Consider the following 14,424-nt stretch of genomic DNA (forward strand, 5'->3'; position numbering starts at 1 on the left):
GAAGCCCCCGCGCCGGGCGCCTCCCTATCGCCCTGGATCGGGACCGACGTCCGGCGAGATCACGAGCCGGACCGCGCCGTCTCGAGGTCGGCAGCGGAGGGGTCCGCGGCATGCACGGCGAGGAGGATGTCCTTCATCAGATGGCCGGCGCGGGACAGGGGGCGGGCTACGCCGTGGATGAGGGAGAAATCGGATCCGTAGATCCATTCCTCGGATCGCGGCACCTCGACCAGCGGCTTGCTCGGCGAGAGGGAGCGGGCGAGGTGCGTCGGCAGGAAGCCGATGCAGTTGCCCGCGGCCAGGAGCGTCGCGACGGCTTCGAGGCCTGAGGCCACGACGCAGCGCTCCGCACCGAGCCGGTTGGCCAGGGCGAGGCTGTGCCGGTCGCGGTCGCGCGTCACGACGGCGTAGCCGCGCCCGACGAGCTCGGCGGCATCGGCCTCGGGATCGGCGGGGGCCGCGGTGTAGAGCTTGGCCTCCTCGATGAACAACCAATGCGTTTCCAGACGCGGATCGGCCACCGAGGGACCGCCGATCGCCAGGTGGAGATGTCGCGTCAAAAGATCGGCGGCCAGATCCACGGGGGGCCGCACCGAGATATGCAGATGGACGGCGGGCGCCCGCAGGCGGAATTGCCGGATCGCCTCCGCGATCTTCGCATCCGAGTTCGTGAGGCAATTATCCGCAAGCCCGAGGGCGAGCTGGCCGACCACGACGTCATGCGTGCTGTTCAGCTGGTCGCGGACCTGATCGAGGGTGTCGCAAGCGGTAATCGCCGCCTGCAGGGCGGTCCGGCCCAGCTCGGTCAGCTCGAACCCGGCCGGGCCGCGCAAGCACAGCGCCCCGCCGAGGCGAGTCTCCAACGTCTGGACGTGACGGCTGATCGTCGACCGCTCCATCCGCAGCCGCGCCTCAGCCGCACTCAGACCACCGGATTCGGCGACGGCGCGAAAGATGCGCAGCAGACGCAGATCGGCCTCCGTGATCTCGGAGACCAGCGCACCTTTCCTTGCCGCCATGTTGCATTCCCTACAACCGAGGTTTCGATCTTTGCGCCTATTCCGAAGCATGTCATGGCGCTACACTCGTATCTTGCTGAACAGATGTGCATTTCAGTGCTGAAAAAGCATTCAGTGGGCACAAAACTTTGGCCGCAGATCTAGCAAAGGGCGCCGATGCCGCTTCCTCTGACGCAACCGAGCCATCCTGGTCATCCGAGCTTCCTGTGGTCGCCCGTCCATGCCGACCTCGACACGCTCGACGCGCATATCGCGTTCCTCGGCATTCCCTATGGCAGCGCCTACGAGCCGCACGCCATCTCGAACGACCAGACCCGCGCACCCGATGCCGTCCGCCGGGTGACCGACCGGGTGTGCCGCAACCTCGAGCGCTATGACTTCGATGTCGGCGGCCCGATCTATGACGGCCGGCCGATCAGGGCGGTCGATGTCGGCAACGTGCCGTTCGACATTCACGACCGCACCTCGCATGTCGCGCGGGCCGAGGCGGCGGTGCGCAAGATCCTCAAGGCCGGGGCGATGCCGATCACGATCGGCGGCGACCACGCGATCCCGATCCCGATCTTCCGCGCCCTCGAAGACCACGGCCCCGTCACGCTGATCCAGGTCGATGCCCACATCGACTGGCGCGACGACGTCAACGGCGTGCGCGACGGCCTGTCGAGCCCGATCCGACGGGCCTCCGAGATGGCGCATATCGGCGACATCTTCCAGATCGGCATCCGCGCCCAGGGCAGCGGGCGCCCGGAGGAGGTCGCGGCGGCGCAGGCCTACGGCGCCACCATCATCCCGGCCTTCGAGGTCCATGACGGCGGCATCGAGGCCGTCCTGGCCCGTATCCCCGATGGCGGGCGCTACTACATCACCATCGACGCGGACGGGCTCGACCCCAGCGTGATGCCGGCGGTCGAAGGTCCCGCCCCGGGCGGGCTCAGCTTCCATCAGGTCCGCAAGCTGATCCACGGGCTCGTCGCCAAGGGCCGCGTGCTCGGCATGGATATCGTCGAGATCACGCCGTCCTCGGACGTGAACAACATTACCAGCATCGTCGCCGGCCGGCTGATCGTGAACCTGATCGGCGCGGCGGTGCGCGCGGGTTATTTCGACTGACCGCTTCAACCTCTTCTTGCGATCCGGGCGCGACCCGTAGGGAGGCTTTGCTATGCCGCACTTCACGAGACGCCAATTCGGCCTGCTGGCGACGGCCTCGGCCGCAGCCGTCGGGTTCGCGGGTCCCGCCTATGCCGAGACGACCCTCGAGAAGATTCGGCGGACCAAGGTGCTGACGGTCGGCACGGAAGCCGCCTTCCCGCCCTTCGAATTCGTCAAGGACGGCAAGATCGTCGGCTATGGGAGCGACATCCTGGCGGAGGTCGTCAAGGCGCTCGGGAACCCGAAGCTCAACCAGCTCGACCTGCCCTGGCAGGGCATCCTGCCGGGCGTGCTCGCCGGCAAGTTCGACTTCGTAGCGACCACGGTCGGGATCAACGAGGAACGCGCCAAGCGCTACGCCTACACGACGCCGATTGCCAACGGCGAGCCCTACGCGATGAAGCGCAAGGGCGACGCGATGGCGAAGCCCGAGGATTTCAACGGCAAGGTCGTGGCGACCCAGCTCGCCTCCTCGACGGAGCCCGTCGCCCGCGCGCTCGATGCGCGCCTCAAGCAGGCCGGCGGCGCGGGCTTCAAGGAGCTCAAGCTCTTCACCGCCTTCACCGAGAGCTACGTCGCCCTGGCCAACGGCGAGGTCGACGCCGTCATCCAGAGCCTGCCCAGCCTCGCCGTGCTGGTGAAGGAGAAGCCGGACACCTTCGCGCTCGCCGGTTCCGTGGCCGCGCCGGGCGCCTTCACCTACCTGTCCTGGGTCACGCGCCCCGGCGACACCGACCTGCGCGACTTCCTGTCCGCGACCATCAAGGCGATGCGCGATGACGGCCGCCTCGGCGCGCTCCAGGACAAGTGGTTCGGCTTCAAGATGGACATCCCCGACAGCGGCTACCTGCCGCCGGGCGCCGTCTGACGGACGAGGCAGGCCGAAAGCGGCCCGACCATCCTGACGGAGGCCCGTCGGGATTTCCCCGAGGAAAGATCCGGCGCCGTCGGCGCGCGACGCGAAGTCGGCGGATCGCTCCTCGCCGGCCTGTCGCGCGATCCGGGGGAGCCATGGGAGCCACGTCTCGGCCAAGTCTGTCTCGGCCAAGTCTGTCTCGGCCAAGTCATCTGGACGGTCTTCAGGACGGCAGCGACGGAGGCTGCGACGCATGAGTTTCCAGTTCGCCTACCTCGCCGGCCTGATGCCGAACCTCGCCGTCGCCGCCCTCGTCAACCTGCGCCTGTCGGCGATGATCATCGTGCTGGCCCTGATCGGCGGCACCGCCCTCACGATCCTGCGCTCCCTGAAGATCCGTCCGGTGAACGCGCTCATCGCTTTCCTGATCAGCTTCATCCGCGGCACGCCGCTGCTGATCCAGATCTTCCTGTTCTACTACGTGCTGCCGGCCATCGGCCTCGATCTCAGCCCCACCGTGGCCGGCGTGGCGGCGATCGCGCTCAACTCCTCGATCTTCATCTCGGAGACGATGCGCGGCGCCCTCATCACCCTCGACCCCGGGCAGATCGAGGCGGCGACCGCCCTGTCGCTCCCGCGCCATCTCGTCTGGGCGAAGGTCATCCTTCCCCAGCTCTTTCGACGGGTCCTGCCGGTGCTGGTGAACGAGGCGACGATCGTCGTGAAGGGGACCGCCCTGCTCTCCGTCATCACCGTGGTCGACGTGCTGCGCACCGCCCAGCAGATCGCCAGTGCGAGCTACCGCCCATTCGAGACCCTGATCGGCGCCGCCCTGGTCTTCCTGGCGATCAACCTGACGATCAGCCTGCTCGGCCGCCGCATCGAGGGCCGGTTCGCGGTCCAGCGGGCCTGATGCGCATGGCCTTCGATCCGACGATCCTCGTCCAGTACTGGCCGCTCTTCCTGCAGGGAGCCTGGTTGACGATCCAGGTCTCGGTCCAGGCGTTCCTGCTCGGCTACACGCTCGGCATCGCGGTGGCGCTGCTCGGCCTGATGCCGGGCCGGCTGCCGCGGCTTGCGGCGACGAGCTATGTCGAGGTGCTGCGCGCCATCCCGTTCATCATCATCCTCTTTGTCATCTATTACGGCCTGCCGTTCTCGGGCCTGCGCCTGCCTGCGCCCCTCGTCGGTACGGTAGCCCTCGGGCTGTTTGCCAGCGCCTATTATGCGGAGATCGTCCGCGCCGGCATCCTCGCCCTGCCGCGGGGCCAGTTCGAATCGGCCCGCGCCATCGGCATGTCGCCGCTGCAGGCCATGCGCCACATCGTCGGCCCGCAGGTGGCGCGCGCGATCGTGCCGCCTTCCACCAACATGACCCTGACGATGATCAAGGAATCGGCGGTCCTCTCCTCGATCACGGTGCCGGAGCTGACCTACCAGGGGCTCGTCGTGCAGGGAAACACCTTCGCACCGTTCGAGGTTTTCGCCGCGGTGACGCTGATCTACTGGGGCATCACCATCGCCGTTGCAGGGGCCGCGCGCCGGCTGGAGCGCAGGCTCGGGGTCGCCCAGGCCCGCGGCGTCAGCCGCAACCGCCTGGCGGCGAGCTACCTGCTGCTCGAGCGGGAGCGCGCGCGATGAGCATCCCGGCCCTGAAGGTGAGCGGACTCACCAAGCGCTTCCGCGGGGTGACGGCGCTCGACTCCGTCTATCTCGACGTGGCGCGCGGCGAGGTCGTGACGCTCATCGGCCCGTCCGGCTGCGGCAAGTCCACATTGCTGCGCTGCCTCACCTGGCTCGAGGAGCCCGATGACGGCTTCATTGAGGTCGGGGGACGGCCGTTCGGACGCACCATCGTCGGACAGGTCGTCCACCGCCAGACCCGGCGCGAGATCGATGCGCTGCGACCGAAGATCGGGCTCGTGTTCCAGAACCTGAATCTCTGGCCGCATCTCTCGGCGCTGGAGAACGTCGCCCGCGGGCCGGTGGTAGTGCTCGGTCGCAAGCGCGCCGCGGTGGAGGCGCAGGCCCGCGCCCTGCTCGCGCGCCTCGGCCTGGAGCGCCAGATGGACAAGCATCCCCACGAGCTGTCCGGCGGCCAGCGCCAGCGGGTCGCGATCGCCCGGACCCTGGCGATGGAGCCCGAACTGATCCTGTTCGACGAGCCCACCTCGGCCCTCGATCCCGAACTCGTCGGCGAGGTGCTCGGGCTGCTTCGCGAGATTGCCGCCACCGGCATGACGATGCTCGTCGTCACGCACGAGATCGGCTTCGCGGGCGGCGTCGCCGATCGCATCGCCTTTATGGACCAGGGCCGGATCGTCGAGACCGGCCCTGCCCGCGCCGTCCTCGACAACCCCACCGATCCGCGGCTGAGAGCCTTCCTTGGGCGCGTGCTCCCCTCCTCCCTCGGAGTGACCGCATGAAACCCCGCATCGACCGCGGCTATGTCGGCATCCCCTCCTTCCTGCGCGGGCCGATCTGTGCCGATCTCGACAGGCTCGACGCCGCCGTGGCGATCCTCGGCGTGCCCTTCGACGAGGGCTCGCCCTTCCTGCCGGGCAGCCGCATGGCGCCTCGCGCCCTGCGCGAGCATTCCCTCCGGTTCGGATCCGAAGGCCTGTTCGATCCGGAGACGGGCATCACCCTGCTCGGGCAGGATCTCGCGGCGGGCCTGATCGCCGATGCCGGCGACGTGGACATCGCGCCGACGCATGTCGAGCAGACCTTTGCTTCCATCACCGCCGACGTCACGGCGATCCTGGCGCGGGGCGCCCTGCCGGTGGTGCTCGGCGGCGACCACTCCATCACCTATCCGATCGTGCGCGCCTTTCCGGGGCCCCTCCATGTGCTCCAATTCGACGCGCATATGGATTATGCCGGCTTCGAGCAGGGATTGCGCTTCACGAACGGCCACGCCTTCCGGCACATTGCCGGGCTCGACAGCGTCGCCAGCCTGACGCAGGTCGGCATCCGCTCCCTGCGCAGCAGCCGTTCGCAATACGAGGACATGATCGCGGCCGGCCACCGGATCGTCCCGATGGGCGAGCTGCGCGCCCTGGGGCCGGCCGGCATCGCCGCGCTGCTGCCCGAAGGCGCCCCGCTCTATGTCAGCATCGACGTGGACGCCCTCGACATGTCGCTCGTGCCGGGCTGCGTCTCGGGCGAGCCGAACGGCATGACCTATCCGGAACTGCGCGAGACCCTGCGCCGCGTCGCCGAACGCTGCGCCGTCGTCGGCTTCGACTTCGTCGAGGTGAACCCGCCCCTCGATGTCGGGACGGGGGCGACCGCCTATCTGGGCGCGCTCCTCGTCTCCGAATTCCTCGGCCAGATCTGCGCGCAGCCGCGCTTCGAATCCCGCCGCGCGGCCGTCCTGGCCCGCCGCGCGGCCGCTCAGGCCCATCACCACCCGCAACCGGGAGATCTCCGATGACCGATCCCGTGACCATTCCCGCCCGCCGCGGCAAGGCGACCCGCGTGGCGAAAGGCCAAACCATCAAGGTGATCAACACACATGGGGAGCAAGTCGTCGACACCTGGGCGTTCAATGTCGACGACCTCACCGAATTCATGTCGATGGAGCATTCCCGCGCCCATATCCTCAAGGTGATCCCGGTGGTCGGCGACACGATGCTGACCAACCGGCGCCGGCCGATCCTAACCTTCCTGGAGGACACGGCGGGCGGCGTGCACGACACGCTGATGGCGGCGTGCGACAAGCACCGCTACAAGTTCCTCGGCGTCGAGGGCTACCACGACAATTGCGAGGACAATCTCCACGCTGGCATGCGCGAGATCGGCCTCAACGCCCCCGAGACGCCGAGCCCGCTCAACCTGTTCATGAACATCCCGGTCCAGCCGGACCGGACGATCTCCTTCGAGGCGCCGGTCTCGACGCCGGGCAGCTACGTGCTCCTGCGGGCCGAGATGGACCTCGTCATCGCGTTCTCCGCCTGCCCCCAGGACATCCTGCCGATCAACGGCAAGGCAGGGCAGCCGACCGAGGCGCATTTCGTGGTCGCGCCGTGACCTGCGCCCACCAACACGTCGTCCCGGACGGGGTCGGGCATGGATTCGCCGCCAAGGCCGGCACGTTCGTGACGCTCGTCGATCCGGCGGGGCAGCGGCCCGGCGACTTCGTCGCCCTGACCGCCACCGATCACCGCGCGATGCTCTCGTCCGTCCATACGCGCCGCGAAACCCTCTCCCGGCGGCCACGGCGCAGTGCCTGGCGTGCCGGACGAGGCGACAAGGCGGATGGGGGCAGGATCGTCCTCGCCATCGCCTCGAGCCAGGCGGCACCCTGATCCCCGGCCCGTCAAGGGCCGCCGGCGGAGGCTCCGTCACCTGCCGCGTCCTGATCGACGCCCATTTCGTCGTCGCGGCCGGCGTCATCGACCTCGACATTCCCTGTGCCACTGGCCCGCCCGCGGTGCGGGTCCGCAAACGGCTGTGACAGTCATGACGGCAAGCGAACCGATCCTCCTCCCCGCCCGGCACGGCAGGGCCGTCCGCGTGCCGGCCGGTCACGGCTTGCGCGTCATCAACCTCCATGGGACGCAAGTCGTCGATTGCTGGGCCTGGAACGCGCATGACCTCGACGAGGCCATGTCCATGGAGGCGAGCCGAGTCTGGAGCCAGCGGCTCAACCCGGTCGTCGGCGACACCTTCGTCACCAACCGGCGCAACCCGATCCTCACCCTCGTGGAGGACACCTCGCCCGGGATCCACGACACCTTCATGGCGGCCTGCGACCGCCATCGCTACGAGCGACTCGGCTGCACGAATTACCATCGCAACTGCCTCGACAACATGGTCGAGGCTCTGGCCGGGATCGGGCTGGCGATCGCCGCGCCGAGCCTGGCCTCCTTCAACATCTTCATGAACATTGCCGTTGATGCGGACGGCCGAAGCCTCGTCACCGGCCCGACTCAAGGGCGTCCCGGCGACTTTATCACCCTCCAGGCCGAGATGGACTGCGTGGTCGCGCTGTCGGCCTGCCCGCAGGACATCGTGCCCATTCATGGCCACGCTGCCAACGCGCCGAAGGATGCCGCGTTTCAGGTCCTTGCCACGGGCTTCCCAAGGCTCCCGCCCACGGCCCCCTGGATGCCGGCGGCATCCGCCCCTTGACCGCTCGGCAGGGGGCCTGCCGCAAACGCGAACTGGCCTTCGCTTACGGGTCATAAACCATGCCTACCCAGCCTGCCGCCTCCGCCTCGGAGCCGGCGCGTGATCCTCAACGCCCTCGCCCTCAAATTGAAGAGAGAGGCCCGCGGTAACTTCCGGGGCCGGCACTTCGAGGGGGCGTGTCGCAAACTCGGGTTCAGGCCGCGAAACGGGCTGCCCGCTCTCACTTTCACGCTTTGTTCGCGACGGGAAGGCCAAAGCAGGTGGCGAGCAACTGGTTCTGCTCCCGCACGGTCCATGCGCCCGGGAACCGGAAGCCCTTGCGCAGCCACAGCATGGCTTCGGCGCCCTGATCGTGCACCGGGCCGTGTTGAATGACCGAAACCCGCCCACTCGCGGCATCGCCCGCTTCACTCGGAAGGGGTCGCTCTCGATGCCTTGCTGCAGATGCTTGCTGCAGATGCTTGGCGACGTGGTGGGTGGGTGTGCGCGGCAGCAGGCCCTCCTTGCGGCACTCGGCGGTAGCGGGCGGGTAGGGCCCCGCGCCATCGGTGCCGATCCGACCGGGCGCGAGAAGCGGCTGGTCCTGCAGCATCTTGCGGAAGAGGCGCTTCGCGGCATCGAGATCCCAGTTGGCCGCGAGCGGGAAGTCGATCGCCTCGTCATGCTTGTCGATGGCCCGGTACAGGTAGTGCCAACTGGCCCCGCACCTTGATGTAGGTCTCGTCTACGCGCACGGACCCGCAATGCGGCTTGCGGAACCGCCGCAGGCGCCGCTCGATGGCCGGCGCGTAGGCGAGCACCCATCGGTTGATGGTGGAGTGATCCACCTCCATGGCCCTCTCGAGCAGCATCTCCTCGATGTCACGGTAGCTGAGGGCATAGCGTAGGTACCAAGAGATGGCCTGGACGATCAGGGTGGCCTCGAAGTGCCGGCCCCGGAAGTCGCAGCGGGCTTGCCGCTTCAGCTTGAGGGCGAGGGCGTTGAGGGGTATTGGATCGAAAATCGCTGGATTTACCGGAACGGATCAGGACGAAGCATGTTCCTGTGAACCCATTTCTAAATACGAATTAGCCCTAGAACGAGCCATATGGACGGATTATGGGTCAGCGGTAGTAGCACGAACACTTGGCGGCGAGCCTTCAACAGGGCACGCTGGCGATGTATGGCAACATTTTGATCGACCAGAGGTTTGTAAAGCTTTCGTGACGGATGTATTCCAGATAACGAGCAGCAATTGCTCTATCCTGCAGACCAGACAGGTATTCGGCGTATCGCCGACGAGGATCCGACGGTGATCCTCGGCGGGTTGGCCAGCGCGCGGCTTCTGCGGCGGCAATAGCGGGGCGATCTGCTCCCACCGCGCGTCTGTGAGTTCAAAGTGTCGCATCTCGCTCACATGGGCGCTCACCCCGCCAGCCTGAACCGCTTTGCAGAGACGACATAGTTGTCTTCGGTTCCCCTCCCCTACCCTAGCAGGTGTCCGGCCGCGGCACGCAGGGCCGTAAAGTTGTCGCCGCGGAGCAGGAGCATGCATCCTACGCAGCCCTTCGCAGGCGTCGGTGCACCTCCCACAGAATGTCGGAGTCACACCTCGTTTCGTTCGGCTTCGCGCCTGGAGCAGACCTTCGCCTGACTTGGACCGAATGCCCGTTCATCCTCTGAAAGCGGACCGTGTCGCCCTTGAACGCGGCTTGAGGATAAGACCCTTATTGCGGGTAGCGAGCCGAGCCTTCAGGGCACGGTGATCGGCTGCGAGGTACCCCAGCGCAGGCGGAAAGCGGTCGCCGTGGACGCGGAAGCGGCAATCCGGGGCGGCAGGCGGTAAGCCCGCGCCTTGCTACCGCTCGACTGGCGGACGGTGTGCTGAGCCGCGACGGCCCTATCGCCCTTGCCGATCCAATGACGGGCCGTGTATGGGCGCGTACGAGAACGAACGTCGCGACGGAGATGCAGGACGGGGTCCCGGACGTCCTCCCTCGGCTCATGAACGTCGCGGCCCGACTCGAGTACCGGCGCGGTCTCGCGACGTCGGTTGCGACGCGGGACCGCGGCCCGGCCGCATCAGCGCGGCGTCATCGCGCGGACGACCTCGTCGAACGCCGCCTCGGCGGTCGCGGGCTCGATGCCGTTCAGCTTCTCCTTGAGGCCGAGGCCCGCCTTCCAGCGCAGCCGCGCCGCGACCGCCCGGGCCATGACCGGATCGATGCCGGCATCGGCCACCGCCTCGGCCGACATCTCCAGCTCCTCCGACCGGCGCTTGGCGTGGATCACGCCCGACGGGATCAGCGCCTCGACCGTGTCCATCCAGGGCCGCGCCAGCGTCTTGCAGGCCGAGGCGAGCACCGCCTGGTCGACGCCGTAATGGCGCGCGGCGAGCATCATCTCGTCCGTCAGCGCCTCGATGCCCTTGATCAGCACCGAGCGCAGGATCTTGATCCCGGAGGCGGTGCCGAGCCGGTCGCCGACGAAATCGATCTTCATGCCCCAGGGGACGAGCAGGTCGCGCACCCGCTCGCCGGAGGGGCCGCTGACGAGGATCGGCATGGCGTAGCCGTTCCGCGGCGTGCCCTCGATCGAGCCGTCGCCGACGCAGGCGCCGGTGCCGGCCAGGCGCTCGGCGACGCCGCGCTTGATCGTCGGCGTGGCGGAGGCGAAGTCCGAGAAGGTATGCTGCTCGCTCAGGCATCCCGCGAAGGCCGCGGCGCTCTCCAGCGCGAGCGAGCCCGGCGTCACGCTGACGATGAGGTCCGCGGCGTCGGCCAGTTCCTGGTTCGAGCGCACCAGGGTGACCCCGGCCTCCTGCGCCCGGCTCTGGATCAGCCCGGCGAAAGGCCCGTCGAAGGCGTACTTGTCGTAGGCCGCGACCTGCTCGAGGCCGGCGCCGCGCAGGCCGCGGCCGAGGGTGCTGCCGATCTCGCCGTAGCCGACGAGGCCGAGCCGGAATTGCTGCTTGTGTGCCGACATGGGGTTTCCTCCGCTGGAATGGTTTCTGGTTCGTGGTGGTGTCGCGGGCGGGCCGGGCTCACGCGGCGCGCTGCCTTGCCAAGTCGGCGGCGCGCAGTAGAGCCGAGATCGGGTGCGGCAGGTGGAGGCCGTCGATCAGCTTGACCTGCGACCGGCAGGAATAGCCATCAGCCAGGAGGTGGCCCGACGCGCCGGCGCCGGCGACGTGGCCGGCCCAGCTCAGGCCGTAGATGTGCTCCGACATCGCCCGGTGCTCGCTCTCGTGCCCGTAGGTGCCCGCCATGCCGCAGCAGCCCGCGGGCACGATGCTGAGATCGTGCCCGAGGCGGGCGAACACCGTCTGCCAGTCGCGCAAGGCCGCCGCCGCGTTGGTCCGCTCGGTGCAGTGGGGCAGCAGCCGGTACGCGGTCCGCGCCCCGGATGGCGACCGCCCGCCCGTGCCGGGCGAGTCGAGGCGCGCGGCCAGCCATTCCTGGACCAGCTGGACACGCGGCGCCGGCTCGGGCCCGAGGGCCGCGACGTATTCCGACCGGTAGGTCAGCGTCATCGAGGGGTCGATGCCGACGAGGTCGACGCCCGTCGCCGCGAGGGCGCGCAGGGCCGTTGCGCTGCGCCGGGCCCGGCGCTCGAAGGCGCCGAGGAAGCCGTGGACGTGCAGCGGCTTGCCGTTCGGCGCGTAGGGCGCGAGCCACGGCGTGAAGCCGAGGGCCAGTAGCAGGTCGACGAGGTCGAGGACGAGGGACGTCTCGTAATGGGTCGTGAAGGCGTCCTGCACGATCACGACGCTGCGCGCCCGCGCCTCGGGCGACAAGGCGCGCAGCGCCTCGGCGCTCGCCGTCGCGACGCCCCGGCGCCGGGCCTCGCGGTGAAGGTCGATTCCGGACAGGCGCGGCATCGCCGTGAGGCCGAGGGCGAGCATCAGCCGAGCCCCGGGCGGCGAGGCCGACAGGGCGTTGGCGAGCCGGGGCGCGCGGGCGATCAGCGGCAGCAGGTGCTCGACCCAGCCGACGACATGGTCGCGCGGCCGCCGCAGGTAGCGGCCGTGGTAGAGTTCGAGGAACTTCGCCCGGAAGGTCGGCACGTCGACCTTGATCGGGCACTGCCCGACGCAGGACTTGCACGCCAGGCAGCCGTCCATCGCCTCCTTCACCGCATGCGAGAAGTCGTCGTCGCGCCGGCGCAGGGTCGCGGCGAGGCGGGCGGGAAGGCCGAGCCAGCCGCGCCGGATGCGCAGCGCGCGGCTCTCCGCGACCGGATCGCACCCTTGCGCTGCGAGCAGGCGCAGCCACTCGCGCATCAGCTGGGCGCGGCCCTTGGGCGAGTGCCGGCGCTCGCGGGTGCCCTTCCAGGACGGGCACATCGCCTCGTCGGCGTCGTAGGTGAAGCAGGCGCCGTTGCCGTTGCAGTGCAGGGCCTCGTCGTAGGCGCTTCGCACCGGGGCCGGGATGGTACGGTCGTGGCCGCCCTTGGTCGGCACGCCGTCGATGGTGAGGAGCCGCCCGCCCTCGGGCGCCGCGATCTTGCCCGGATTGAGCTGGTCGCGCGGGTCGAAGGCGACCTTGATGCGCTGGAGCGCGGGATAGAGCGGCCCGAACACCTGGGGTGAGAACTCCGAGCGCACGCCCTTGCCGTGCTCACCCCACAGCACGCCGCCGTATTTCCGCGTCAGGGCGACCACCTCCTCGGTGATCTCCCGGATCAGCCGGTCCTGAGCCGGGTCCTTGGTGTCGATGGCGGGGCGCACGTGGAGCACGCCGGCATCGACGTGGCCGAACATGCCGTAGACGAGGCCGCGGCGGTCGAGGGCGGCGCGGAACTCGGCGATGTAGTCGGCGAGGTTCTCGGGCGGGACGGCGGTGTCCTCCACGAAGGCGATCGGGCGAGCCTCCCCCTTCATGTTGCCGAGGAGGCCGACCGCCTTCTTGCGCATGCCCCAGATGCGGGTGACCGCGTCGGCGGCCTCGGGGGGCGCAAGGGGGAGGCCGGCGCCCTCGACCTCGTCGCCGTCCTCGGCGAGCCGCGCCGGACCCTGCGCGCCGCCCCCGACCGCTCGGGCGGCGTCGCTCGCCGGCAGGCCCACCGTCTCGCGCACGGAGGCCCGGGCCGCCTCCCGGGCGACCGTAAAGCCGCGCCGCCCCCCTCTCCGCCCCTCGCGCGTCAGGGGTTCGGTCACGCGCGCGAGCCCGGCCTCGAGCGCCTCGGCCGTCTCCGCCAGCACCTCGACGAGGTTCACGCCCGCGGCCGGTCCCTCGGGATCGTCAGGGAAGTAGGCGCTGACCTCGTGCCAGACGAGATCGCCGCGGGCGAGCGCGAGCACGCGGGAATCGACGGTCTCGATCGAGGCCGCCCCAAGCCCGACGAGGGTGCGCGCGTCGCGCAGGGCGGCGTCGAAGCTGTCGTAGCGCACGTTGACCAGGGCCGCGTGGCCGGGGATCGGCAGAACCGAGAGCGTCGCCTCGGCGATCAGCCCGAGGGTGCCCTCCGAGCCGCACAGCACCGCGTTGAGGTCGAAGCGGCCCCGGTCGTCGCGGATATGGGCGAGGTCGTAGCCGGTGAGGCAGCGGTTGAGCCTGGGGAACCGCTCCGCGATGAGGGCGGCATCGCGCGCGACGACATCGCTGACGACGCGGTGGATCTCGCCGACACGGTCCGTCCGCGCGCAGGCCGCGGCGAGCGCCTCGTCGTCGAGGGGGCGCGACGTCCAGACGGTCCCATCCGTCAGGACGGTCGTCAGCGCGCGCACGTGGTCGCGGGTCTTGCCGTAGAGGCACGAGCCCTGGCCGCAGGCGTCGGTCGAGATCATGCCGCCGATGGTGGCCCGATTCGAGGTCGAGAGTTCGGGCGCGAAGAACAGGCCGTGGCGGGCGAGTTCCCGGTTGAGCTGGTCCTTCACGACGCCGGGCTCGACGCGCACCAGCCGGTTCGCGACGTCGATCGCGAGGATGCGGTTCATATGGCGCGAGACGTCGACCACGAGACCGCCGGTCAGAGACTGGCCGTTGGTGCCGGTGCCGCCGCCGCGCGGCGACACCTTGATCCCGGAAAAGCGCGGGTCGCCGAGCAGGGTGCCGATCCGGATGAGGTCGTCCCGGTCGCGCGGGAACGCGATCGCCTCGGGCCGGATCTGGTAGATCGAGTTGTCGGTGGCCAGCACCGTCCGGTCGGCGGCCCCGCCCGACAGCTCGCCGGCAAAGCCCCGCACCCGGAGCTCGGCGAGGAAGGCCGCGTAGGGCGAGGCGGGAGCTGGGAGACGAGTCAGGGCGGGGATCATGGTGGGACAACCTTCGGCGTCGCCG

The 14,424-nt window shown here is 69.3% G+C and carries 12 protein-coding genes and 3 pseudogenes; 10 read left to right on the forward strand and 5 right to left on the reverse strand.

Going from position 1 to position 14,424, the window contains the following annotated elements:
* Positions 1-59: 59 nt before the first annotated feature.
* Positions 60-1,019, reverse strand: coding sequence for a LysR family transcriptional regulator (locus EU555_RS19200; RefSeq protein ID WP_135416824.1), 960 nt, complete (start codon positions 1,017-1,019; stop codon positions 60-62).
* A gap of 156 nt (positions 1,020-1,175) precedes the next feature.
* Between EU555_RS19200 and EU555_RS19205 the strand changes: the two genes are divergently transcribed.
* From EU555_RS19205 to EU555_RS19250, 10 genes and pseudogenes are all read left to right on the forward strand, one after another.
* A complete protein-coding gene (locus tag EU555_RS19205; RefSeq protein WP_135416825.1) occupies positions 1,176-2,129 on the forward strand; it encodes an agmatinase in 954 nt (317 codons plus the stop codon).
* A 52-nt stretch (positions 2,130-2,181) separates the two neighbouring features.
* On the forward strand, positions 2,182-3,039 hold the full coding sequence (locus tag EU555_RS19210; protein ID WP_135416826.1) for a transporter substrate-binding domain-containing protein: 858 nt from the start codon (positions 2,182-2,184) through the stop codon (positions 3,037-3,039).
* A gap of 241 nt (positions 3,040-3,280) precedes the next feature.
* Complete coding sequence (locus tag EU555_RS19215; protein ID WP_135416827.1) at positions 3,281-3,940, forward strand: amino acid ABC transporter permease; 660 nt, start codon at positions 3,281-3,283, stop codon at positions 3,938-3,940.
* Positions 3,941-3,945: 5 nt separating this feature from the next.
* Positions 3,946-4,668 (forward strand): amino acid ABC transporter permease, encoded by a 723-nt coding sequence (locus EU555_RS19220; RefSeq protein WP_135416828.1) that lies wholly within the window; start codon positions 3,946-3,948, stop codon positions 4,666-4,668.
* A complete protein-coding gene (locus tag EU555_RS19225) occupies positions 4,665-5,453 on the forward strand; it encodes an amino acid ABC transporter ATP-binding protein (protein ID WP_135416829.1) in 789 nt (262 codons plus the stop codon). Before EU555_RS19220 ends, EU555_RS19225 begins: the two co-directional genes overlap by 4 nt.
* Positions 5,450-6,463: an arginase family protein gene (locus tag EU555_RS19230; RefSeq protein WP_135416830.1), complete on the forward strand. Its 1,014-nt coding sequence runs from the start codon at positions 5,450-5,452 to the stop codon at positions 6,461-6,463. Before EU555_RS19225 ends, EU555_RS19230 begins: the two co-directional genes overlap by 4 nt.
* Positions 6,460-7,059 carry a DUF1989 domain-containing protein gene (locus tag EU555_RS19235; protein ID WP_135416831.1) on the forward strand — a complete coding sequence of 200 codons (600 nt, stop codon included), beginning with the start codon at positions 6,460-6,462 and terminating at the stop codon, positions 7,057-7,059. Before EU555_RS19230 ends, EU555_RS19235 begins: the two co-directional genes overlap by 4 nt.
* Positions 7,056-7,337, forward strand: a complete 282-nt coding sequence (locus tag EU555_RS19240; protein WP_167858610.1) for a DUF1989 domain-containing protein — start codon at positions 7,056-7,058, stop codon at positions 7,335-7,337. Before EU555_RS19235 ends, EU555_RS19240 begins: the two co-directional genes overlap by 4 nt.
* Positions 7,338-7,491: 154 nt before the next feature.
* Positions 7,492-8,163, forward strand: coding sequence for a DUF1989 domain-containing protein (locus tag EU555_RS19245; RefSeq protein ID WP_135416860.1), 672 nt, complete (start codon positions 7,492-7,494; stop codon positions 8,161-8,163).
* A gap of 99 nt (positions 8,164-8,262) precedes the next feature.
* A pseudogene (locus EU555_RS19250) lies at positions 8,263-8,334 on the forward strand (IS6 family transposase); the annotation flags it as partial.
* Positions 8,335-8,389: 55 nt separating this feature from the next.
* On the opposite strand, the pseudogene EU555_RS19255 reads toward EU555_RS19250, so the two are convergent.
* From EU555_RS19255 to EU555_RS19270, 4 genes and pseudogenes are all read right to left on the reverse strand, one after another.
* Positions 8,390-9,155: pseudogene (locus EU555_RS19255) on the reverse strand (IS6 family transposase).
* A gap of 282 nt (positions 9,156-9,437) precedes the next feature.
* Positions 9,438-9,551: pseudogene (locus EU555_RS19260) on the reverse strand (IS5-like element ISMra2 family transposase); the annotation flags it as partial.
* 674 nt (positions 9,552-10,225) lie between these two features.
* Complete coding sequence (locus tag EU555_RS19265) at positions 10,226-11,128, reverse strand: NAD(P)-dependent oxidoreductase (protein WP_135416832.1); 903 nt, start codon at positions 11,126-11,128, stop codon at positions 10,226-10,228.
* A 58-nt stretch (positions 11,129-11,186) separates the two neighbouring features.
* Positions 11,187-14,399 (reverse strand): FAD-binding and (Fe-S)-binding domain-containing protein, encoded by a 3,213-nt coding sequence (locus EU555_RS19270; protein ID WP_135416833.1) that lies wholly within the window; start codon positions 14,397-14,399, stop codon positions 11,187-11,189.
* Positions 14,400-14,424: the final 25 nt, after the last annotated feature.

It is taken from the genome of Methylobacterium nonmethylotrophicum, assembly GCF_004745635.1.
Classification (GTDB): Bacteria; Pseudomonadota; Alphaproteobacteria; order Rhizobiales; family Beijerinckiaceae; genus Methylobacterium; species Methylobacterium nonmethylotrophicum.